This window comes from Paucibacter hankyongi (assembly GCF_037482915.1).
GTDB lineage: Bacteria > Pseudomonadota > Gammaproteobacteria > Burkholderiales > Burkholderiaceae_C > Paucibacter_A > Paucibacter_A hankyongi.
Genome location: NZ_JBBHJX010000003.1, coordinates 316035 through 336899, shown reverse-complemented (window position 1 = coordinate 336899; position 20865 = coordinate 316035). Strand labels below are relative to the sequence as shown.

The following is a 20865-nucleotide window of genomic DNA, read 5'->3' as shown; positions in this document are numbered from 1 at the left end:
CTAGCTTCGTATTTAGAGCACTTCGGAGGCAAAGTCCGCCAAGCGCGAGCGTTCGCCGCGCGCCAGCGTCACATGGCCGCTGTGGGCCCAGCCCTTGAAGCGGTCGACGGCAAAGGTCAGGCCGGAGCTGCCTTCGGTCAGGTAGGGCGTGTCGATCTGCGCCAGATTGCCCAGGCAGACGATCTTGGTGCCAGGGCCGGCGCGGGTGATCAAGGTCTTCATCTGCTTCGGCGTCAGGTTTTGCGCCTCGTCGATGATGACGAACTTGTTCAGGAAGGTGCGGCCGCGCATGAAGTTCAAGCTCTTGATCTTGATCTTGCTGCGCACCAAGTCGTTGGTGGCGGCGCGGCCCCATTCGCCGGCGGCACTGTCGCCACGCGCCAGCACCTCCAGGTTGTCATCCAGCGCACCCATCCAGGGGCTCATCTTTTCTTCCTCGGTGCCGGGCAGGAAGCCGATGTCCTCGCCCACCGGCACGGTCACGCGGGTGACGATGATCTCCGAGTAACGGCGATCATCCAGCACCTGCGAGAGACCGGCCGCCAGCGTCATCAGTGTCTTGCCGGTGCCGGCGGTGCCGGTCAGGGTGACGAAGTCGCAGTCCGGGTCCATCAGCAAATTGAGGGCAAAGTTTTGCTCGCGGTTGCGTGCCGTGACGCCCCAGACCGAGTGCTTCTGGTTGCCATAGTCCTTCAGCGTTCGCAGCACGGCGGTTTTGCCGGTGATTTCCAGCACCTTGGCGTAGAGCGGTGCGGCGCCGGGTGCTTCCAGATAGACCAACTCGTTGACCAGCAGCGAAGGCACCAGCGGCCCGTTGATTCGATAGAAGGTGAGGCCGCCTTGCTGCCAGCTTTCCATGGTCTTGCCGTGGCGCTCCCAGAAGTCGGCCGGCAGCGCCTGCACACCGGTGTAGAGCAGGTCGGAGTCTTCCAGCGTCTTGTCGTTGCGGTAGTCCTCGGTGGGCAGGCCCAAGGCGCGGGCCTTGATGCGCATATTGATGTCCTTGGACACCAGTACCACCTCGCGGCCTGGGTTCTTCAGTTTCAGCGCCTGCACCACGGCCAGGATCTGGTTGTCGGCCTTGCCCTGCGGTAGCCCGACTGGCAGCGGGGTGTCGATCAACTCGGTCTGGAAGAACAGTTTCCCGCCGGCCTCGCGGTGGCCGGTGTGATCCAGCGGCAGGCCCTTGGCCATTTCCTCGATGCCGCTGCTCTTCAGTCCGCCGGCCAGATTGTCCAACTCACGGCTGACCTGGCGCACATTGCGAGCGACTTCGGTCATGCCCTTTTTGTGGCCGTCCATCTCCTCCAGTGTGATCATGGGCAGATAAATGTCGTGTTCCTCAAAGCGGAACAAGCACATCGGGTCGTGCATCAGCACATTGGTGTCGAGCACGAATAACTTGCTGGCTTCGCTACCGGCTTGCCGCGTGCCCGCGCTCTTGCGGCTTGCCGGCTTGCTGGGCTTGGCGACGGGTGTGCGGGCTGCCTGCACCGCGCTTGGGGTGAATGTGGTTTGCACCGGAGCGGCCGGTTGGGCTTGCTGCGTCAGCGGTGTGGCTTTGGTCTGCGAGGACTTGGCCTTTGAGCGAGGGCTGTTGCTGCTGCTCATTGGTGTGACCGCTGGGCTGGCGGGTGCTGCAATAGCGGCGGCGGTGGCGGCCGGCTTGGCCGCAGCGACCTTGCGGCTCGGGTCGGGCTTGCTGACGGTCAGCGTGGTCTCAAATGCGTTTGACTCAAGACGGCTGGCGCGTTTTGTCGGGGCTTTGGGCAGAGGCATGGATGTCAGGCTGCGTTGGGTCGGCCGGCTGGCCGAAGGCTTGGGAACAAGATGGCCGGTGAAGAAAAAAGAAAAGCCGCACAGACAACTGTGCGGCTTTCAGTGTTGGCTTCATGGCTCTCGGGCATGGAACCATTATGCACAAAGCAAGGTGACACTTTGAGCGCCACTTGGGGTGAAGCACATGGCCTGGGCATCAAATGCAAAAAAGCCGGCTCGGACCCTGGGTCGAACCGGCTTTTTGAGTTTTTGCGCCGTTGGCGCTTTTTGCGGCTTGTCCCGCGAAATCGCGGATCAAGGGCAATGCAATTTAAGCGGCTTCTTTCTTCAGGGCGCTAACTTCCTTCAGCACCTCGTCCACATGGCCGGCAACCTTGATGCCGCGCCATTCGGCACGCAGCACGCCGCCAGCGTCGATCAGGAAGGTGGAACGTTCGATGCCCTTGACCTTCTTGCCGTACATGATCTTGTTCTTGACCACGCCGAACATATGGCAGAGCTTCTCTTCGGTGTCGGCGATCAGCTCGAACGGCAGTTCCAGCGTTTGCTTGAACTTTTCGTGCGAAGCCATGTTGTCACGCGAAACGCCGAGCACAACTGCGCCAGCTTTCACGAAATCCTTGTGCCGATCACGGAATTGCATGGCTTCCGTCGTGCAACCTGGTGTATTGTCCTTCGGGTAGAAGTACAGCACCACCGATTGACCCAAGAAGGTATGGGGTGTGAACTTCACGCCTCCGGTGGCAAGGGCTTCAATTTCCGGGAGTGGTTTGTTGAGCGCTGGCGTCATGTGGCGTTTTGTATATGATGCGCCCGGGTAGGCATAGCCGTTGATTATACGTTGAACGGCCGGCCCGTCCGGCGAGCCTCGATTCGCACCTTAGGGGGATTGCTTCGCCCCGAGCTATCTTGGCTTGGTTGCGCCCTACTTATTGAGGCTCGATCAGTAGCGCGGCCAAGACGGCGCGCCCCTCGCTGGCCAGTACGTTGTAGGTGCGGCAGGCCGCCGCCAAATCCATGGTTTCCATGCCAATGCGTGCCTGTATCAGTTGCTGATACAGCGCGGGCTTGGCAAAGCGAATGCGCGATCCGCTGCCGAAAATTACCAGCTCGGGTTGCATCGCCAAGATCTGCGCGAAGTGGGACTCCGTCAAATCATCAAAGCGCGTCAACGCCCAAGCCTGAACCTCGCCACGCCAGGGCACCAGCAAACTGGATTGGTGCACCTCGCCATTGACCCAAACGCGTGAGCCATCATGGCGCGAGATGGCGTTGCCGCCTTGCGGTTCATCGAGTTGAAATTTCATCGGGCTTCGCCTGGGGGAAAGTGAGCTTCTTCGGATTGCGGGTGACAGCTGCCGCAAGTGATGCGTCTTGGCCGGGTAGACCCTGCTACCCTGTGATTAAATTGTATGTTTTGCGGCGCAGCAATTTGTGCCCAAGCCTTTTCCCCAAGCTTTCCCCTGAGGAGTCCACGTCTTGTTGAAGCCCACGCTCAAGTCCCGCAAGCTGGCCAATGTTTGTTACGACATTCGCGGACCCGTGCTCGACAAGGCGCGGCAGATGGAGGAAGAAGGGCACAAGATCATCAAGCTGAACATCGGCAATATCGCCGCCTTCGGCATTGAGCCGCCGGAAGAGATCGTGCAAGACATGATCCGCAACTTGCCCGCCGCAGCCGGCTACACCGACTCCAAGGGCTTGTTCGCGCCGCGCAAGGCGGTGGTGCACTACTGCCAGGAAAAGAAGATCGCCGGCGTCACCATTGACGATGTCTACCTCGGTAATGGTGCGTCTGAGCTGATCGTGATGGCACTCAATGCCTTGCTCGATACCGGCGACGAGGTCTTGCTGCCTGCGCCGGACTATCCGCTCTACACCGCGGCCGTCGCCTTGTCGGGCGGCACGCCGGTGCACTATGTCTGTGACGAGCAAAGCGACTGGATGCCCGATATCGAGGACATCAAGCGCAAGATCACGCCCAACACCCGGGCCATCGTCGTGATCAACCCGAACAACCCGACCGGCGCGCTATACCCCGATAGCGTGCTGCAGGAGATTGTCGAAGTGGCGCGTCAGCATCAGCTGATCATCATGGCCGATGAGATCTACGACAAGACGCTGTTTGATGGCAACACCCACACCAGCATTGCCTCTTTGGCCGATGATGTGCTGTGCCTGACCTTCAATGGCTTGTCGAAGAACTACCGCTCCTGCGGCTACCGCGCCGGCTGGATGATCGTCTCGGGCGAGAAACGCCATGCCAAGGACTACATCACGGGCCTAAATATGCTGGCCTCGATGCGTTTGTGCGCCAACACGCCGGGCCAGTTGGCCATTCAGACCGCCTTGGGTGGCTACCAAAGTATCAAGGACTTGGTGGCGCCCACCGGCCGGCTTTGCCGCCAGCGTGACTTGGCCTACGACCTGTTGACGCAGATTCCTGGCGTTAGCGTGGTCAAGCCGAAAGCGGCGCTTTATATGTTCCCCCGCCTGGACCCGAAGATCTACCCGATCGAGGATGACCAGCAGTTCGCCTATGAACTGCTGGCCGAGGAAAAGGTGCTGATCGTGCAAGGGACGGGCTTCAACTGGATCGCCCCCGATCATTTCCGACTGGTGTTCCTGCCCAACTCCGACGATCTTCAAGACGCGGTGGGCCGGATCGAGCGATTCCTGAGCCATTACCGCAAACGCGCAGGCCGCTGAAACGCACGGCAGGACACCCCATTCCCAAAAGCGAATTCTGTAGAAGAGATTGAAGCCATGAAACCGATCAAAGTCGGCCTGCTGGGCCTGGGCACCGTGGGCAGCGGCACATTCAATGTTTTGCGCCGCAATCAGACCGAGATTAAGGGCCGTGCCGGCCGTGGCATTGAAGTGGCCATGGTGTGCCGCCGCAATGTGGCGCTGGCCAAGCAGATCGTTGGCGACTCGGTGGCCGTCACTGCCGACCCCTTTGAGATCATTCGCAACCCTGAGATCGACATCGTCGTCGAAACCATCGGCGGCTGCGATCTGGCCCGCACCTTGGTGCTGGAAGCGATTGCCCAAGGCAAGCATGTGGTCACGGCCAACAAGGCATTGCTGGCGGTGCATGGCACCGAGATCTTTGCCGCCGCGCGCGACAAGGGCGTGATGGTGGCGTTTGAGGCTGCTGTGGCCGGAGGCATCCCCATCATCAAGGCCTTGCGTGAAGGCCTCACCGCCAACCGCATTGAATGGATCGCCGGCATCATCAACGGCACCACCAATTTCATCTTGTCCGAGATGCGCAGCAAGGGCCTGGATTTCGGCACGGTGCTGAAAGAAGCGCAGCGCCTGGGCTATGCCGAGGCCGACCCGACTTTTGACGTCGAAGGCGTGGACGCCGCGCACAAGCTGACCATCATGTCGGCCATTGCCTTTGGTGTGCCGGTGCAGTTTGACAAAGCCCATGTGGAGGGTATCAGCCAGCTGCAGGCCGCTGACATCAAGTACGCTGAGCAATTGGGTTATCGCATCAAGCTGCTGGGCCTGACGCGCCGTCGCAGTGATGTATCTGGTAGCGGCATCGAACTGCGGGTGCACCCGACGCTGGTGCCGATGTCTCGCCTGATTGCTAATGTCGAAGGTGCGATGAATGCGGTGGTGGTGCAGGCCGACGCGGTTGGCACAACGCTCTACTACGGCAAGGGCGCGGGCGCCGAGCCCACCGCCTCGGCCGTGATTGCTGATCTGGTCGACATCACCCGTTTGCACACGGCAGACCCGGATCACCGCGTGCCGCATCTGGCCTTCCAGCCCGATGCGATGAGCGACACCGCCATCCTGCCGATGACCGAGGTCTTGACCAGCTACTACCTGCGCTTGCGCGTGGCTGACGAGGCCGGCGTGCTGTCCAGCATCACCACCATCTTGGCCGAGGGCGATATCTCGATTGACGCGGTGCTGCAGCGCGAGTCCGCCGAGGGTGAGCGTCAAACCGACCTCATCATCTTGACCCACCAGACCCAAGAAGGCGGCATGAACACTGCCCTGGCCCGCATGCAAGGTTTGCCGACGGTGTTGGCGCCCATCGTGCGCCTGCGCAAGGAAGAGCTGGCATGAGGTACATCAGCACCCGGGGTGATCAAACCGAGCGCCGTTTCTGCGAGATCCTGCTGGAGGGCTTGGCGCCCGATGGCGGGCTCTACTTGCCGCTGAGCTATCCGCAGATCGACGCGGCCACCTTGACCCGTTGGCGCGGCCTGGCTTATGCCGATTTGGCCTTTGAGATCTTGTCGCTCTATATCGACGACATCCCCGCAGACGACCTGCGCGCCATCACCCGCCGTACTTACACCGAGGCGGTGTTCGGCACGCCCGAGATCACACCGCTCAAGACGCTGGAGCCGGGCCTGGCGCTGCAGGCCTTGTCCAATGGCCCGACCTTGGCCTTCAAAGACATGGCCATGCAATTGCTCGGCCAGTTGTTCGAGTACGAACTGGCTCGGCGCGGAGAGACGCTGAACATCCTGGGCGCGACTTCTGGCGACACCGGCAGCGCGGCCGAGTACGCCATGCGCGGCAAGGCCGGCGTGAATGTGTTCATGCTGAGCCCGCACGGCCGCATGAGCCCCTTCCAGCAGGCGCAGATGTTCAGTCTGCAAGACGCCAACATCCACAACATCGCCATCGAAGGCGTGTTCGATGATTGCCAAGACATTGTCAAGGCGGTGTCCAACGATCTGGATTTCAAACGCAAGTACAAAATCGGCACCGTCAATTCGATCAACTGGGCCCGTCTGTTGGCGCAGGTGGTCTATTACTTTGCGGGTTACTTCCAGGCCACCCAGTCAAACGAGGAGAAGGTCAGCTTCACCGTGCCCTCCGGCAATTTTGGCAATGTCTGCGCCGGCCATGTGGCGCGCATGATGGGGCTGCCGATCGCGCATCTGGTGGTGGCCACCAATGAGAATGATGTGCTGGATGAGTTCTTCCGCAGCGGCGTTTACCGCGTGCGCGGCAGTGCCGAGACGCATGAGACCTCCAGCCCCTCGATGGACATCTCCAAGGCCAGCAATTTCGAGCGCTTTGTATTTGATCTCTTGGGTCGAGATGGCGCGCGGGTCAAGGCTTTGTTTGGCGAAGCCATCAGCAGCCAAGGCCGCTTCGAGATCAGCGCGACCGAGCACGCAGCGATAGCGGGTTATGGCTTCCAGTCCGGTCGCAGCAGCCATGCCGATCGCTTGAGTACCATCCGAGCCACGTACGAACGTTACGGTGTCATCGTGGACACCCACACCGCCGATGGTCTGAAGGTGGCGCAGGAGAAGCGCGGGGCCGGCGTCACCATGCTGGTCTTGGAAACCGCGCTGCCGGCCAAGTTCGCAGCGACGATTGAAGAGGCTTTACAGCTCACGCCACCGCGTCCTGCGGGTCTTGAGAACATTGAAGCCCTGCCCAAGCGAGTCACGGTCCTGCCGGTGGACACGCAGGCGGTGAAGTCTTTTCTTGCCGCCCATGTCTGAACCGTCTCAGCCGCGCGCGCCGATGCAGAGTCTCGATGAGGCTTTGCAGCGCCTCTTGAGTGCCGTCGCGCCATTGGCGCAGTCCGAGACCTTGCCCACGGCGGACTGCCTGGGTCGAGTCTTGGCGGCCGATGTGGTCTCGCAGCTCGATGTGCCTCCGGCCGACAACACCAGCATGGACGGCTATGCCTTGTGCGCCGCCGATGTGGTTCAAGTCGGCAGTGTGTTGCCGGTGGCGCAGCGGGTGCCGGCCGGTGTGGTCGGTGCTGTTCATCAAGCCGGCACGGCGGCCCGCATCTTCACTGGCGCGCAGATTCCCGTCGGCGCCGACGCGGTGGTAATGCAAGAGCAATGCGAATCGGTGCCAGGCGAGGGCTTGGGTAGCGTGCGTATCAATGCCGCCGTGCAGGCCGGGCAATGGATTCGCCGCCGCGGCGAGGATGTGCGGCAGGGCAGCACCGTCTTGGCTGCGGGCGTGCGCCTCGATGCCGCAGCGCTTGGCCTGGCGGCCACTGTGGGTGCGGCTCATTTGCAGGTGGCTCGGCGCCCGCGCGTCGCTTTGTTTTCAACCGGCGATGAGTTGGTGATGCCCGGTGAGCCGCTCAAACCCGGTGCCATCTACAACTCGAACCGTTTCACCCTGCGCGCGATGCTGCAAGGCCTGGGCTGCGAGGTGGTCGATCTGGGCATCGTGCCCGATCGATTGGATGCCACCCGTGCCGCCTTGCGCGAAGCGGCAGCGCGCGCTGACTTGATCATCACCTCGGGCGGCGTCTCGGTTGGTGAGGAGGATCATTTGCGCCCCGCCGTGCTGGCCGAAGGCCAGTTGGATCTGTGGCAGATCGCCATCAAGCCCGGCAAGCCCCTGGCTTTTGGTCGCGTCAATTCAGCAGAAGGCGGCGCCTGGTTCATCGGCCTGCCGGGCAATCCGGTATCCAGCTTTGTGACCTTCGCTTTGTTGGTCCGTCCGGTGATCTTGCGCCTCCAAGGCGCGGCTCGTTTGGCGCCACGCGGCTTCATGCTGCGTGCTGATTTCGCCTGGCCCAAACCGGATCGTCGCCGTGAGTTCTTGCGCGTGCGCCTGAACGAGGCCGGTGGACTTGAGCTGTTCCCCAATCAAAGCTCTGGGGTTCTGACCTCCACCGTGTGGGCCGATGGCCTGCTCGACAACCCGGCGGGGCAGACGATTGAGCCCGGTCAGATGGTGTCTTATCTGCCGATGTCGGAGTTGCTGCAATGAGCTCGCCGGTGCTGATCAAAGTGAACCTGCGCTTTTTCGCGTCCTTACGCGAACGCTTGGGTGCGGCCGAAACCCTGGAGTTGCCTGCCGGCACCACCGTGGGTCAACTGCGCGACCAATTGCTGGGCCGCTCTGCCGATCACGCCGAATTGTTGGCGCGCGGACGCGCCGTGCGCAGCGCCCTGAACCAGCAGCTGTGTCAGGAAGACGCGTTGCTCAGCGATGGGGCTGAAGTGGCCTTCTTCCCGCCTGTCACCGGCGGCTGAGGCAGCGTGCAAGGCCTGCACTTGACGGCGGATCTGCGCGGAGTCCGCGCTGATCTGCCCGTGATGTTGGAGCCGGCCGCCCTGCGCGAGCTGTGCGTGGCTGCCGTCGTGGAGTCCGGCTTGGGGGCCGTTGCCGAGTTGTTTCACCGTTTCACGCCGTTGCCGGTGCTTGCGAGTGGTGCGGCAAGTACCGCCGCGAATGACCCAGCGATCGGTTCAGACCAATCCGGCATCACCGGTGTCGTTTTGCTGGCCGAGTCCCATTTGGCGGTCCATACCTGGCCCGAGTTGGGTGGGGTCACCTTGGACGTCTATGTCTGCAATCTGGGGGCCGACAACAGCACGCGTGCCGAAGCCTTGATGAATAGGCTGTGTTCGGCCTTTGCTGCAGAACATGTGAAGCGCCAGAGCCTGCGTCGCGGCTGAGACTGCATCCTTCGCAAACTAGCCTCAAGCCTTTCGCTGAATCTGCTGCGCGGCTCGCGTACCTTGGGTGTATGCCTCTTCAAACACGGAATAGCCGGCCAAGTCGCTATGGGCGAAGTGGACTCTTTGCTGCCGCTGGCTGAGCGCCGCCAAAGCGGCTGAGCTGCGTATTCCCGGCACCGGGATGCTCATCGCATGGCCCCAGCGCATCAGGTCGGCCCGTTCGAGCTGGGTCAATAAATCCGGGTGAACCTCACCCCATTGCTGCAACAATTGCCGGAGCCAATAGGACCAATCCTGCTGGAACAATTCACCGCGTCGGGCCTGTGGCAGCGCCCAATAAGCGGTCAAGACGGTGGCGCCGGTTTGCGGCACCAGGCCCTGGTGCATGGCATCGACATAACCCAGGCTTTGACTGCCAAACACCACATTGTCCCAGGAGGGCGGGGCGCCTACACGCTGGAGCAACGGGCCTTTCAGCTGAAGATTGGCCACCAGCCAAGGCGCATAACGGGCTTGCGCAGCGGCATCATGCAAGGCTTGTGGTGCAGCATCGCCCAGCAAGCGTTGAGCGATGAAGAGCGGCGTTGCCATCACGAGCTCTTGTGCAAGCCAATGTTCCGGGCTTTGGCTTCGTTCATTCCAGACCGCTGCGCGCACCTCGTGTCGGCCCGCCTCAACCCGCAACACGGTGCGGGCGCTGTGAATGCGGTCGCTCAGCCCTTCGGCCATGCGGCGGGTCAGCCAGGCATTGCCTTCGGGCCAGGTCAACACCGCGTCGCGCTCGGCGCGCTCGTCCATGCCTGGTGGGTGAAAGCCGTGGCGGCTGGCGAAGTAATGGATGCCTGCCCAGGCCGAGACGGTGGCGGCGTCGGCGCCGAAGTCGTCGCGGCAGCAATAGTCCAGGTACCAGCGCAGGCGCGGGTCCTGGATGCCTTGGCCGTCGAGCCAGTGCGCGAAGGTGTGCGCGTCCAATTCGGCGTGCCCTGCCGTCCAGCGCACTGTGCGGCTAGGGATGGCAAAGCCTAGGCGCTGCTTGGCCGCGGCCACGGCACGGGCGAAGTGCAGGTATTGCGCCTGGGCTTTGGCGTCGGCGGCCGGTGGTAGCAAACCCTCTAACCATTGGCCTTGAAAGAACAGCCGCTCCTGCGGGCTGTGGCAGAGATGGCGCTCGTCAAACACGGTGCGTCCCAGCAATTGCCGCGACAGGCCCAACTCTTCCAGCAACTGGCTGACGGCCGGCGCATCGGGCCCCGGCAAGGGCAGATAGTGGGCGCCCAGCGGGCAGGCCATGCCCCCCATCTGATGACCGCGGCTATTGCCGCCGACCTCGTCCTCCAACTCCAACACGGCCACGTCATCGATGCCTGCCTGCGCCAGGCTGCGAGCACAAGCCAGCCCGGCGACACCGCCGCCAATGATCAGGACGCGTGCACGTCGTTTCGGTCCGTCCGCCATCGACGACCGTGCTGACAAGGGTTCTCTGAGTCGGTGGCCACGTTCGACCTTGGCGCCCACCCAGCCGCCCTTGAGCTCAAACGCCGAGGGCTGTTGTGGCGAGCATGCGGCCAGCACAGCGGCGCTGCCGCCCGCCTGCAAAAGGCGGCGTCGGTGCATCGGGGGCCATGGCGCATTCAATGGACCTTGCCCCATTCGGCCTCGAACTCATGCACCAGTTGCTGGTTTGACAGCCGATTGACCTCGGTCGGCAGCCGTGCCATATCGGGCGGAAAGTTCATCAGGGCCGGCAAGCCGGTCAGATCCAAAAACTTCAGACCTTGGGGCAGGGTGCGAGGCGCGGCCCAGGGCCGGCGGCCGGCCAATATAAAACCCCATTCACCAAAGCTCGGAACATGGGCGTGATACGGCGTGGTGCTCAAGCCGGCCGCTTCCAGCGTGCTGACTACCGTCCAGAAGCTGCGCCGCGCAATCAAGGGCGAGGTGGTTTGCACCACTGCGTAGCCGGCGGCCGAAAGATGCTGGTCCACCAATTGGTAAAAGCTGGTGGTGTAGAGCTTGCCCAGGGCGAAGTTGCTGGGGTCGGGGAAGTCGATCACGATCACGTCAAAGACGGTGTCGGTCTGCTGTTCCAGCCAACCGAAAGCATCGGCATTGACGATGGTCAGCTTGGGGCTCAGCAGAGCGTCGCCATTGAGCTTGCGCAACAAGGGCATGCTGCTGAAGAGGCGCGTCATGTGCGGGTCCAACTCCACCAGGGTGACGGATTCGACGGTTGGGTATTTGAGAATCTCGCGCACCGCCATGCCGTCTCCGCCGCCCAAGACCAAGACCTTTTTGGGCGCACCATGGCCGGCCATGGCCGGATGCACCAGGGCTTCGTGATAGCGGTACTCGTCCTTGGAGTGGAATTGCAGATTGCCGTTCAGAAACAGGCGCACTCCGGCATTGCCCTGGGTGACCACCACCCGCTGATAGTCCGAGCTTTCACGCAGCAAGATGTGTTCGCCATAAAAGCGATCTTCGGCCCAACTGGTCAGCTGTTCGGCCCCCAGCATCGCCAGCAGCAAAATGCACAGGGTGGCGCCACAGGCCCAGGCATGGCTTCGCCATGCTCTCAGCTGTGGGCGAAAAATGAACAGCGCCCATACCGCCACCAAGGCGTTCAGCAAGCCAAAGAATAGGCCGGTGCGCACCAGGCCCAAATGCGGCACCAGCAGCAGCGGAAAGGCCAGCGCCACCACCAAGGCGCCTAGGTAGTCAAAGGTCAGCACCTGCGAGACCAAGTCACCTAGCGCATAGCGCTGGCTGAACTGCTTCTTGAGGATGCGCATGACCAGCGGGATTTCCAGCCCCACCAAGGCCCCCACCAAGAGCACCAAGCCATACAGCAGCACCCGAAACGATGCCAATTGCCCCGGCGGCAAGAGGCTGTGCGCCATGAAAAGCGCGGCCGGCATCAAGCCGCCGACCAGGCCCACCAGCAACTCGATCTTCAGGAATTGCGCCACCAACTGCCGCTTCAGGTAACGGCTCAGCCAAGAGCCCAAGCCCATCGCGAACAGATAAGTGCCGATGATGGTGGAGAACTGCAGCACTGAGTCGCCCAGCAAGTAACTGGCCAGGGCACCGGCTGTCAGCTCATAGACCAGGCCGCAGGCCGCGACCACAAAGACGCTGACGAGCAGCAGCAACTCATGCAGTGAAATGCGGCCGGCGGCGGTCTCAGAATCCACGGGCGCGGCGGGAGGTTCGGCAAGGGAAGACATGGCCGCGAGGTTAACCGATGGCGGCGACTTGCCTGCGTATCCGAATCTGCGAATCCGCGCGTGACCCGCACTGTGTCTGCGCGGCCTTTGGAAAACGGTTGCCACGAAAGCCCAATGAGCGGCCCTCGAATAAGGGGGTTTTCAGAGCTTCATTTGCCGGGGCGTGATTTGCGTCACTGTGGCAGGCCGGTCCATGGGGTCAGGTCTTGCTCTTTGCGTAGACACTGCGGCCTCAAACCTTCACCACCTGGAACACACCATGAAAAAGAAGATGATTTCGAGCTCTTCCCTCAGCTTCTTGTGCCTTGCTGCGACGCTGATGTCGGCAGGCGCGGCGCACGCTGGCCCTGTGACCCATGTCGTGAAAAACGGAGGCTTCGAAACTCAGACCCGAGGCGGCCCTTACGGCGACTATTGCTACACAACAGTGCATGCGGGTTGTACCTTGGCCGACTGGACCACTTCGGGCAGCACCGTCGTGATTGCTTCGAACAGCGGCTCTTGGGGAGGGCCGTCGAGCTTGGCCAACGGCCAAACCGGCTTGGGCAACTTCGTGCTGGGCCTGCAGGGCGACGGCGCAACGTTGTCGCAATACCTGAACCTGAATGCAGGCTCTCAAGTTGCGTTGAGCTGGTTTGATGCAGGCCGCAGCAATTGGTCTTACGGCCTGCAAAGCTATGAGGTTTCGTTTGCCGGTACGAAACTGGGCACCTTTTCCAACAACGTCGGCCAGGGCTGGAGTCAGCACAATCTCGCCTTCACAGCCAGCGGTTCTGGTGCTTTGCAATTCCGCAGCCTGAATCTCGGGGGCTACGACCGCACCAGCTTCATCAACGGCGTCGATGCGGCCGTCACCCAGGTGCCCGAGCCACAGTCTCTGGCCCTGGTGCTTGCCGGCTTGTTTGCCGCGGCTTTGCTGCGCCGCCGCAGCCCACGCGTCTGAGTTGTCGACCCCGTAGCGTGGCCGCGGCGCTGCCGGCTCAGCCGTGTATCGCCGCTGCCACGATCAAGCCGATCGAGATGCACATGGCCGCGACCACAATGGCCAAGGCGAGGTTCTTCTCCTCAACAATCTGTTCCCAGAGCTTGTAGGGCGTCAGCTTGTCGATGATGACAAAGCTGATCCAGAACACCAGCACGCCGATGACGGCATAGAGGATGGAGCCCAGCACAATGGCAGGGCGTAACCATTCAAATCCACTCATAGAGATCTCCTTGGTTGAGTAGGCGAGCCTTGGCTTGTGGGGGCGGAGGTGGGCTCATTTATGCCCACCGCCGCTGCTGCCCGAGCCACCGTAAGAACCGCCGCCGTAACTGCCGCCGCCGCCCGGATAGATGCGAGGCCCACCGCTGCGTTTGCATTGCGCGTATTCGGCGCTGCTTTCACCGTAGCTGTCTTTATAGGCTTGGCAATCGTCCTCGGCGCAAGACTTCAGCAAGATGGCCAGCAGGATCAAAAAGAACAGACTCAACACGACATTGCGCACGATGGTCGGACTGCTGCCGCCCAGGCTCAGCCCGGAAGCATCGCGCGACAAGGCCGCCGTTTGATCCGGTGCCAGCCTGAAGGCCTTGGCGACTTCGGTGGCGTCGAGCTTGCGGCCCAGGCTCCAAGTGATTTCCTTGCCGCTCTGTTCCCGGCTCAGCACTGCGCCTGGATTGCCCAGGGCACCCTCGTAATCACTCACTTGAGCGTGTTGATCGCGCTGCACCTGCCAGTAAAACTCGCCCAGCACATGGGTCACCTTGGCGGTGTAAGTCCAGCGTTTTTTGAAGCTCTTGCCTTGCCACTGCGCGCCACTGCCGGATTCTTGCGGGGCGCCGGTCAGGGTTCGCACCAGGCTCCAGCCTTCGTCGGTGTCGACCAAAAAGGCAAAGCCCTCGACCCGATTGAACAGCAGGTACTCGCGCCAAAAGCTCTGTTCGTCATCGCTGCCGGGCGCCGGAATGTCGCAGCGCTCTTGGTAGCCGACCACTTGCCAACTCAACGGTGCCTGGCCCAGCTCCGCGGCCAGCAGGCCGCTGCGGCCGATCGGGATCTGTGGCTCATGGCCAGCGGCTGCACCGGTCTCTTGGCTGAAATGCGCCAGATCGCCGCCCGCGCCTTTTGAGATGTCCACCACCGCCCGGCATTGGCCGCAGACGATGCTCAGCGAGTTGCCCAGCTTCGGCGTCAAGGCTGCGCCGCAGCTCGGGCACTCGAGCGTTTGGGCGGCCAGGGCCTTGTCTTTGTCCTCGCGCAGACCATGCATGGCCAAGTCGGCGAAGCGCACTGGTCGACCCAGGGACCAATAGGGTGTGGCGCCAGCGCTGTAGTCCAGCGTGCCGACTTCGTTCTGCGAATTCCTCAGTTCAGCGACGAGAAATTCGGTCTGCAATGGGGGTGGATGGGGCAGCTCGCCCTGCGCTGCCAGCACCCGGCTCAAGCTCAGTGCGCCGATGCGCCAGCTTTGGCCGGCCAAGATGATCGCGTCCCCCAGCAGCAGCGCATGGGCTTGAGGGGCCGCCTCTTTCAGCGGCGCCTCAAAGCTGAGGACGAATTGACCGTTGTCCTCGGCCAACCAAGCGCTGCGGCCGGAATCGAACAACGCATGCCATTCGTTCCAAGTGCTGCGTTCGCCAGCTTCGCCGGTACCCAGTTGCAGCCGCCCGACCACGGTGAAGGGCTCACCCGCGTAGCGCCCGCTGGCGCCGAGTTGCAGTGGCGAATAGTCGTCCAGCAGCTCAGCGCTGATGCCGATCTTGCGCAGCGACTCCCCCTCCCGCAGCAGGGTGCTGCGGCAAAAGGAGCAGACCGCGCTGGCCGAGGCTGCCGAGGCGAATTCGACCGGCGCCCCGCAATTCGGGCAGGCGGCGTTCCAGCGGCGTTGAGGGGAAGCGTCTGTTTGCGCCAAGGCCCGATCAGCCCAGCTTCTTCAGCAGTTCGGCCTTCTTGGCCGCGAACTCTTCATCGGTCAGGATGCCTTTGGTCTTCAGGTCGCCGAGCTTTTCCAGCAGCGCCATGATGTCGTCGGCCGTGGGCGCCGCGGGACCGCCGGCGGCTGCTGCGCTGCCTGCGCCAGCAGCGGAGCTCGCGCCCGCCATACCGGTTTGCAGCTGCTGCGCCAAGACTTGGCCCATGGCCAAGCCGGCCCCCAAGCCCATCGCGTCGCCGGCCGCGCCGCCTCCGCCGCCTTGACCCACGCCTTCGGCCAGTTTGGGAATGGCCTGTGCGGTTTGGTACTGCATGAATTGGCCCATGTTTTGGCCGATCATGCCCATGCCAATCTTCTGGTCGAGCACCTTTTGCAAATCATCCGGCAGCGAGACGTTTTGCAGCGTCACGGCTTCGAGCTTGAGTCCGATCTTGGCGAACTCGGGGTCGGTCGCCGTTTGCAGCTGTTTGGCGAATTCAACCTGGTTGGCGGCCAAATCCAAGAAGGGGATGCCGCTTTGCGCCACGGCGTCGCTGATGTGTTGCAGCATCATGCCGCGCAGTTGGCCGTCTAGCTCTTCTGCCGTGTAGCGCTCGCGTGTGCCCGAGATCTCGGTATGAAACAGCTTGGCATCGGCAATGCGATAGCTGAAGTTGCCGAAGGCACGCAAACGCACGGCGCCAAAGTCATTGTCGCGTATCGTGACTGGCTGCTGCGTGCCCCAGCGCTGATCCACTTGTTGTCGGGTGCTGAAGAAATAGACGTCGCTCTTGAAGGGCGACTCGAACAGCTTGTCCCAGTTCTTCAGATAGGTCAGCACCGGCAGCGTTTGCGTCGTCAGCTTGTAGGTACCCGGCCCGAAGACATCGGCCACCGTGCCTTCATTGACAAAGACGGCGACTTGCGACTCGCGCACCGTCAGCGAGGCGCCGTTCTGGATTTCCATCTCGGCCATGGGAAAGCGCCAGGCCAGCGTGCCTTGGCTGTCTTCGGTCCATTGGATGATGTCAATGAACTGCTTTTTGATGAAGTTCATCAGTCCCATGCTTGTTTGCCTCGCGTTCTATGTGCAGATTGATTTGCCGCTCGATCTGTCGCGATGTTACGCAACTTTACTTTGACCTTGCGATGCGGCGAGTATCGTGCCGCCAAGCCCTGCCAAAGGCTGGCCAGAATGGGTGATATTCACGGCGGTGCCACAATTCCTTCCCATGAAACAAGACATGCCAAGAGTCAGCATCCAGACGCAAGACTTTGACCTCGCCGCTGAGACCCAGGCCTTGCGCGCCAATGATGGCGGCATCGGCGCGGTGGTGGCCTTCGTCGGCACCGTGCGGGAGTCCAGCCATGGGCAAAACGTCAGCGCGATGGAGTTGGAGCATTACCCCGGCATGACCGAGGCCTCGATTGAGGCGATGGTGGACGCGACCTTTGCACGCTTTGACATCCGTGCCGCGCGGGTCATTCACCGCGTCGGGCTGTTGCAGGCCCGCGAGCAAATCGTGCTGGTGCTGGTGGCCTCCGCGCATCGTGGCCAAGCCTTTCAAGCCTGTGAATTTTTGATGGACTATCTGAAGACGCAAGCGCCGTTTTGGAAGAAAGAGACCACGCCCGAGGGCGCGCACTGGGTCGATGCGCGGGAGTCCGACGATGCCGCCCTGGTGCGCTGGGGGGTGGCCTCCAGCAATGCGGGCGATGCGAGCCAGGTCGCCCCGACCAGCTCCGCCGCCGCGGCGGCATGAGCGGCATGTGGGTACAAGCCGCCGCGGTGGCCGGCGGTGCGGCATTCGGTGCCTTGGCGCGCTGGGGGGCGGGGCTGTGGTTGAACGGTAGCTACGGCGGCTTCCCACTCGGCACCTTGGCCGTCAACCTGCTTGGCGGCCTGCTGATTGGCATGGCACTTGAATGGTTCGGCCGTTCGCCCGATGAGTTGTTGCGGCTTTTGCTGGTCACCGGTTTTCTGGGCGGATTGACCACCTTCTCGGCCTTTTCCGCCGAGTCTTTGACGCTCTTGCAGCGCAATCAGCATGGCTTGGCCCTGGGTCATGCGGCTCTGCATGTGCTGGGTGCCTTGGCATCAGCCGCTGTCGGGATGCGGCTGATGCAGTTCTGGCTGGACTGAGCCTTTCAGCTCAGCTCAGTTCAGCACGCGCGATTACTTCGTGGCTGACTTGCGCGCCCTCAGCGCAGGCAGCAAGAGCAGGCCACCCAGCAGCAAGACCGCGCTGCTGGGCTCTGGCACCGCAGCGGCCATACCCAGTTGGAAGTTCTCAACCGTGGGGAAGACCGACAGGCTGCTGCTAGAGACCGCGATGTCCAGGCTTAGCAAATGGCTGCTGCTGACAAAGCCCAGAAAGCCAATGCTGGAGGAGCCGCTCAGGTCCAGCTCTTGCGTTGTGCTGCCCTGGGCATCGGTCAGCGTCAGAGTCAACCGAGCTTCTGGCCAGGCCTCGCCGCTGTAGGTGGTGGCCAAGAAGTTGCCGCCAATGGCGCGCAGATTGTTGGCAAAGTTGTCGAACAGCAGGTGCGCGTCGACGCGGTTGCTGCCCAACCAAACGGTGCCGTTTTCACCTGCGGTGGCGTAGAACTGGTTTTCCAGTCCGTCCAAGGCGCTAACGCGATAGTTGTGGCTGCCGGCTTGGCGCAGCAGTGGACCGTCCAAGGCGTCATTGACGCTCAGGTCTTGAAAGCTGTCCGTGCCCAACTGGCTGCTGGCGGCCTGAAAAGCACTTTGTGAGGTGAAGATCTGGACGCTGGCTTGGGCGGCCAGGCTGCTCAAGACCGTGGTGGCCAGAGCGGTGATCAGGGTGCGGATTTTCATGGTGTGGGTATGGCGTGTTAGGTGAGTGAAACCCAAGCCCTGGCCCCGAGGGACCAAGGCTTGGAATTTGCATCAAGGGTTGGTCGCGAGTTCAGCCTCGTGGCTGGCGCTCTTGCGGCTCAGGCGGGCGCTGCCGGCAGGGAAGGGCAAGTCGCTGAACATGCCGCGCAGCGTCGCGCTGGCAAAGCCGCTACGCGGCAACACGGTCACGTAGCTCCAGCCGCCCGGGCCGGTGGGCAGCTGAATGCTGACCTTGTCGCCGTGGCTGCTGGCCATCACGTCATAGCTGCTCGGGCTGGCCCAGCCGGAGGCGCGGGCGTAGATGTCGGCATTGCCGCTGACCTGGCTGAGGGTGAAGATGGTTTGCGGCCAGCTGCTGGCGGAGATATAGAACTGCATCAACGCGCCGGGAACCAGGGTCTTGGCGCAGCCATTGGCCAGTCGGCTGGCGGCGCCTAACTTACATTCCCCCAGGGCTACCGGAGTGAGCAAGGGCAGGGTGCCGGGGCGCAGGCTCTGGCAGCGTGGCGAGTCGATCTTGCCGCCGCCCACGCATTCGCTCAGCCACTGCGAGAAGTCGGCGTCCAGGCTGTTGCCGATCTGGCTGATCTGCTGGCTGTAGGCCGCGTAGTCGCCGTCGCGCATCAGGGGCAGGAAGCTGCGGTCCATTTCCGGCTGGCGCTCCAGCATGTAGCGCACGGCCAAATAGCCCCAGTTGTAGACCCGCGTTTGGCCGCTGCTGTAGGTGTTCTTCAGCACCATGCTGAGGGCCTCGGGGGCGGTTTGGGCGCGCGAGGTGGCGTCGGCATAGTAGGCGCGGCGATAGCTGTAGGACACGTATTCGGCCAGGCCCTCGATCCACCAGACGGCCGAGTTTGCGATGCCGCCTGCGCCCAGTTCCAGCGGATAGTCCCAGAAGGCGCCGCGCAGGTTGTAGCGTCCATCGAGGTAGTGGGTGAACTCGTGGTTCAGGTTCCAGATCTCGAAGTCCGACAACCAATCGGCGCGGTAGGCCAAGAAGCGTGCCTGGTTGGCCGGGTCGGCCGGGTCGCCCTCCAGATACATGCCGCCGTTGTTGGTGTTGTTGCCAAACAGATAGCCCGAGAAGCGGTTGTACTGGTCGTAGTTGTTGAACACCACCACTTCCAGGCGGCTGTTGTGATCGTCCGGCACCGGCTGTTCGGCTTGCGTGCCCATCAGGGTGTGGAAGTAGCCGGTCTGCTGGCTGATGCTGCCGCAGGTGCTGTCCAACTGAGCCGGCGTCATCGCTTGGGCGCGAATCACATACTGCGTGCCGCAGGCGTAGCGAATCGGCAGCTTCAGCTGCGCAATCGTGTCGTAGCCATTGCAGGTGCCGTAGATGCTGCACTGCTCGGCGTCGTACTGGTCCACCATGGCGGCGGCGCGCATCCAGACTTCGATGGTGCTGTCTTGGCTGACCGGGAAGCTCGCCAGCTGACTCACGCCCAAGGAGCGCACCTGCTCGCGCAGCGCGGGGTACTGCACAAAGCGAATCATCTCGCCCATGGCGTTGGCCAGGTGGTAGCCCTCATTGCTACCAGCCAGTGACTGATTGCGGGTCAGAAAGCCGTTCAGCGTTTGCGCGTAGTCGAGTTTGCTTCCTGCCCAAGCCCGATAGTCCGCCTGGTACTCGCCGTAGTACAGCACGTTCATGGCGCCCAAGATGGCGTCATTGGTCCAGTAGCCAATCTTGGTGGTGGCGGGCTGCACCTGGTTCAGCCAGCGCTGGGCCACCGGCGCATACGACTTGGCCCAACCCGCGGGTACCGTCTTGAAGAACTCGCTGACGAAGTAGGCGTTGTCCTCCGTCTGGTCCATGAAGCGCGGCGACGCGCTCAGCTGCAACAAGGCCGACAAGGCCGCGTTCATCATGCTGCGGCTGCCGGCGGGGATGCCGTTCGATGGGTCCCCATAGGTGGACATATAACTCCAATACCCAGCGGTGCGCAGATAGGACAGCAGGTTCATCGCCTTGTTGCTGTCATTGCCGGGGTATTGCGCGGCGCGGGTCTTCAGCGCCTTCGAGACATTGATGATGTTGGCGTCTGAGAAGACAGTGCGGTAGTCCGCTGCGCTGCCGTAGTAGAGCTGGTACATGCAGTTGCGCAGGTCGGCCGCATCGATGAAATTGATCAAGGCTGCGCCGCTCTTGCCTACAAAGTCTTGGCCGGAGCAGGAGGCGCCGGCGGTCGCCGTCTTGAGGCTGTTCAAGGCGCTGATGCTCAAGCCCGGGTTTTGCACCTGCAATGCGGCGCGTGCCCATGCGGGGCGTTCGTTGATGGGCACCTCAGCCTGGGCCTCGCCCAAGCGTTGCTTGTAGTGAACCGGGTCGTCGGTGCGGCGTGGCGGCAATTGGGCCGGATGCAGGCCGACCTTGGCGGCATGCTGGCCGTGCCGCACATTGCCCGGCTCATTGGGCAACTGGGCCTGACGCTGCAACTCAGTGCGCAACAGGGCTTGTTCGGTGTCGAGTTGTCCTGTGGGTTTGGCCTGCGCCTGGCCGCTGAGTGCAGCCATCAAAGCGAGTGGCACAGCCAGGGCCTTCAGGGCGCCGAAAGATTGCGGGACTTTGCCCGCTGAGATTAAGCGTTGGCGACGTGTTTGGTTTTGTAGACAGCGGCTCTGCGCCGCTTCGGATTGCGAAGACATCGATCCATCCTCCTGTGCTTGGCGAGAGC

General features: G+C 62.3%; 19 protein-coding genes. 9 read left to right on the top strand and 10 right to left on the bottom strand.

Annotation, left to right across the window (positions count from 1 at the left end; genetic code table 11):
• Nucleotides 1–12: 12 nt before the first annotated feature.
• The 3 genes from WG899_RS07465 to WG899_RS07455 form a co-directional block, all read right to left on the bottom strand.
• Complete coding sequence (locus WG899_RS07465; RefSeq protein ID WP_339594996.1) at nucleotides 13–1779, bottom strand: PhoH family protein; 1767 nt, start codon at nucleotides 1777–1779, stop codon at nucleotides 13–15.
• Nucleotides 1780–2089: 310 nt separating this feature from the next.
• The gene (locus tag WG899_RS07460; protein ID WP_339594995.1) at nucleotides 2090–2569 is read right to left on the bottom strand and encodes a peroxiredoxin; all 480 of its coding nucleotides are present in this window, start codon (nucleotides 2567–2569) and stop codon (nucleotides 2090–2092) included.
• Nucleotides 2570–2708: 139 nt separating this feature from the next.
• The gene (locus WG899_RS07455) at nucleotides 2709–3086 is read right to left on the bottom strand and encodes an Mth938-like domain-containing protein (RefSeq protein ID WP_339594994.1); all 378 of its coding nucleotides are present in this window, start codon (nucleotides 3084–3086) and stop codon (nucleotides 2709–2711) included.
• A 175-nt stretch (nucleotides 3087–3261) separates the two neighbouring features.
• Here WG899_RS07455 and WG899_RS07450 point away from each other — a divergent pair, with 175 nt between their 5' ends.
• The 6 genes from WG899_RS07450 to WG899_RS07425 are packed head-to-tail and all read left to right on the top strand — an operon-like array spanning nucleotide 3262 to nucleotide 9203.
• Nucleotides 3262–4488 (top strand): pyridoxal phosphate-dependent aminotransferase, encoded by a 1227-nt coding sequence (locus tag WG899_RS07450; protein ID WP_339595154.1) that lies wholly within the window; start codon nucleotides 3262–3264, stop codon nucleotides 4486–4488.
• A gap of 57 nt (nucleotides 4489–4545) precedes the next feature.
• The gene (locus tag WG899_RS07445; RefSeq protein ID WP_339594993.1) at nucleotides 4546–5868 is read left to right on the top strand and encodes a homoserine dehydrogenase; all 1323 of its coding nucleotides are present in this window, start codon (nucleotides 4546–4548) and stop codon (nucleotides 5866–5868) included.
• Nucleotides 5865–7271: a threonine synthase gene (thrC, locus tag WG899_RS07440; protein ID WP_339594992.1), complete on the top strand. Its 1407-nt coding sequence runs from the start codon at nucleotides 5865–5867 to the stop codon at nucleotides 7269–7271. Before WG899_RS07445 ends, thrC begins: the two co-directional genes overlap by 4 nt.
• Nucleotides 7264–8511, top strand: a complete 1248-nt coding sequence (locus tag WG899_RS07435) for a molybdopterin molybdotransferase MoeA (RefSeq protein WP_339594991.1) — start codon at nucleotides 7264–7266, stop codon at nucleotides 8509–8511. The genes thrC and WG899_RS07435 overlap by 8 nt, the downstream gene beginning before the upstream one ends.
• Nucleotides 8512–8525: 14 nt before the next feature.
• Complete coding sequence (moaD, locus tag WG899_RS07430; protein WP_339595153.1) at nucleotides 8526–8777, top strand: molybdopterin converting factor subunit 1; 252 nt, start codon at nucleotides 8526–8528, stop codon at nucleotides 8775–8777.
• Between the two features lie 6 nt (nucleotides 8778–8783).
• A complete protein-coding gene (locus WG899_RS07425; protein ID WP_339594990.1) occupies nucleotides 8784–9203 on the top strand; it encodes an S-adenosylmethionine decarboxylase family protein in 420 nt (139 codons plus the stop codon).
• A gap of 24 nt (nucleotides 9204–9227) precedes the next feature.
• Here the strand turns inward: WG899_RS07425 and WG899_RS07420 are convergent, their stop codons facing one another.
• Nucleotides 9228–10820: a flavin monoamine oxidase family protein gene (locus WG899_RS07420; protein ID WP_339594989.1), complete on the bottom strand. Its 1593-nt coding sequence runs from the start codon at nucleotides 10818–10820 to the stop codon at nucleotides 9228–9230.
• Between the two features lie 17 nt (nucleotides 10821–10837).
• The gene (locus tag WG899_RS07415; RefSeq protein WP_339594988.1) at nucleotides 10838–12430 is read right to left on the bottom strand and encodes a polyamine aminopropyltransferase; all 1593 of its coding nucleotides are present in this window, start codon (nucleotides 12428–12430) and stop codon (nucleotides 10838–10840) included.
• Between the two features lie 259 nt (nucleotides 12431–12689).
• Between WG899_RS07415 and WG899_RS07410 the strand changes: the two genes are divergently transcribed.
• Nucleotides 12690–13373, top strand: coding sequence for a PEP-CTERM sorting domain-containing protein (locus tag WG899_RS07410; protein ID WP_339594987.1), 684 nt, complete (start codon nucleotides 12690–12692; stop codon nucleotides 13371–13373).
• Nucleotides 13374–13410: 37 nt separating this feature from the next.
• On the opposite strand, the gene WG899_RS07405 is transcribed toward WG899_RS07410, so the two are convergent.
• Genes WG899_RS07405 through WG899_RS07395 form a run of 3 tightly spaced genes read right to left on the bottom strand, consistent with a single transcriptional unit; the run spans nucleotide 13411 to nucleotide 16390 of the window.
• Nucleotides 13411–13635: a DUF350 domain-containing protein gene (locus WG899_RS07405; RefSeq protein WP_339594986.1), complete on the bottom strand. Its 225-nt coding sequence runs from the start codon at nucleotides 13633–13635 to the stop codon at nucleotides 13411–13413.
• A gap of 54 nt (nucleotides 13636–13689) precedes the next feature.
• On the bottom strand, nucleotides 13690–15324 hold the full coding sequence (locus WG899_RS07400; RefSeq protein ID WP_339594985.1) for a DUF4178 domain-containing protein: 1635 nt from the start codon (nucleotides 15322–15324) through the stop codon (nucleotides 13690–13692).
• Between the two features lie 7 nt (nucleotides 15325–15331).
• A complete protein-coding gene (locus WG899_RS07395) occupies nucleotides 15332–16390 on the bottom strand; it encodes an SPFH domain-containing protein (RefSeq protein WP_339594984.1) in 1059 nt (352 codons plus the stop codon).
• A gap of 178 nt (nucleotides 16391–16568) precedes the next feature.
• Here WG899_RS07395 and WG899_RS07390 point away from each other — a divergent pair, with 178 nt between their 5' ends.
• Both WG899_RS07390 and crcB read left to right on the top strand, forming a co-directional pair.
• Nucleotides 16569–17087, top strand: a complete 519-nt coding sequence (locus WG899_RS07390) for a molybdenum cofactor biosynthesis protein MoaE (RefSeq protein WP_339594983.1) — start codon at nucleotides 16569–16571, stop codon at nucleotides 17085–17087.
• A 5-nt stretch (nucleotides 17088–17092) separates the two neighbouring features.
• Nucleotides 17093–17467, top strand: a complete 375-nt coding sequence (gene crcB / locus WG899_RS07385; RefSeq protein WP_339594982.1) for a fluoride efflux transporter CrcB — start codon at nucleotides 17093–17095, stop codon at nucleotides 17465–17467.
• Nucleotides 17468–17500: 33 nt separating this feature from the next.
• Here the strand turns inward: crcB and WG899_RS07380 are convergent, their stop codons facing one another.
• A complete protein-coding gene (locus WG899_RS07380) occupies nucleotides 17501–18166 on the bottom strand; it encodes a hypothetical protein (RefSeq protein WP_339594981.1) in 666 nt (221 codons plus the stop codon).
• 72 nt (nucleotides 18167–18238) lie between these two features.
• Nucleotides 18239–20836 carry a M9 family metallopeptidase gene (locus WG899_RS07375; protein ID WP_339594980.1) on the bottom strand — a complete coding sequence of 866 codons (2598 nt, stop codon included), beginning with the start codon at nucleotides 20834–20836 and terminating at the stop codon, nucleotides 18239–18241.
• Nucleotides 20837–20865: the final 29 nt, after the last annotated feature.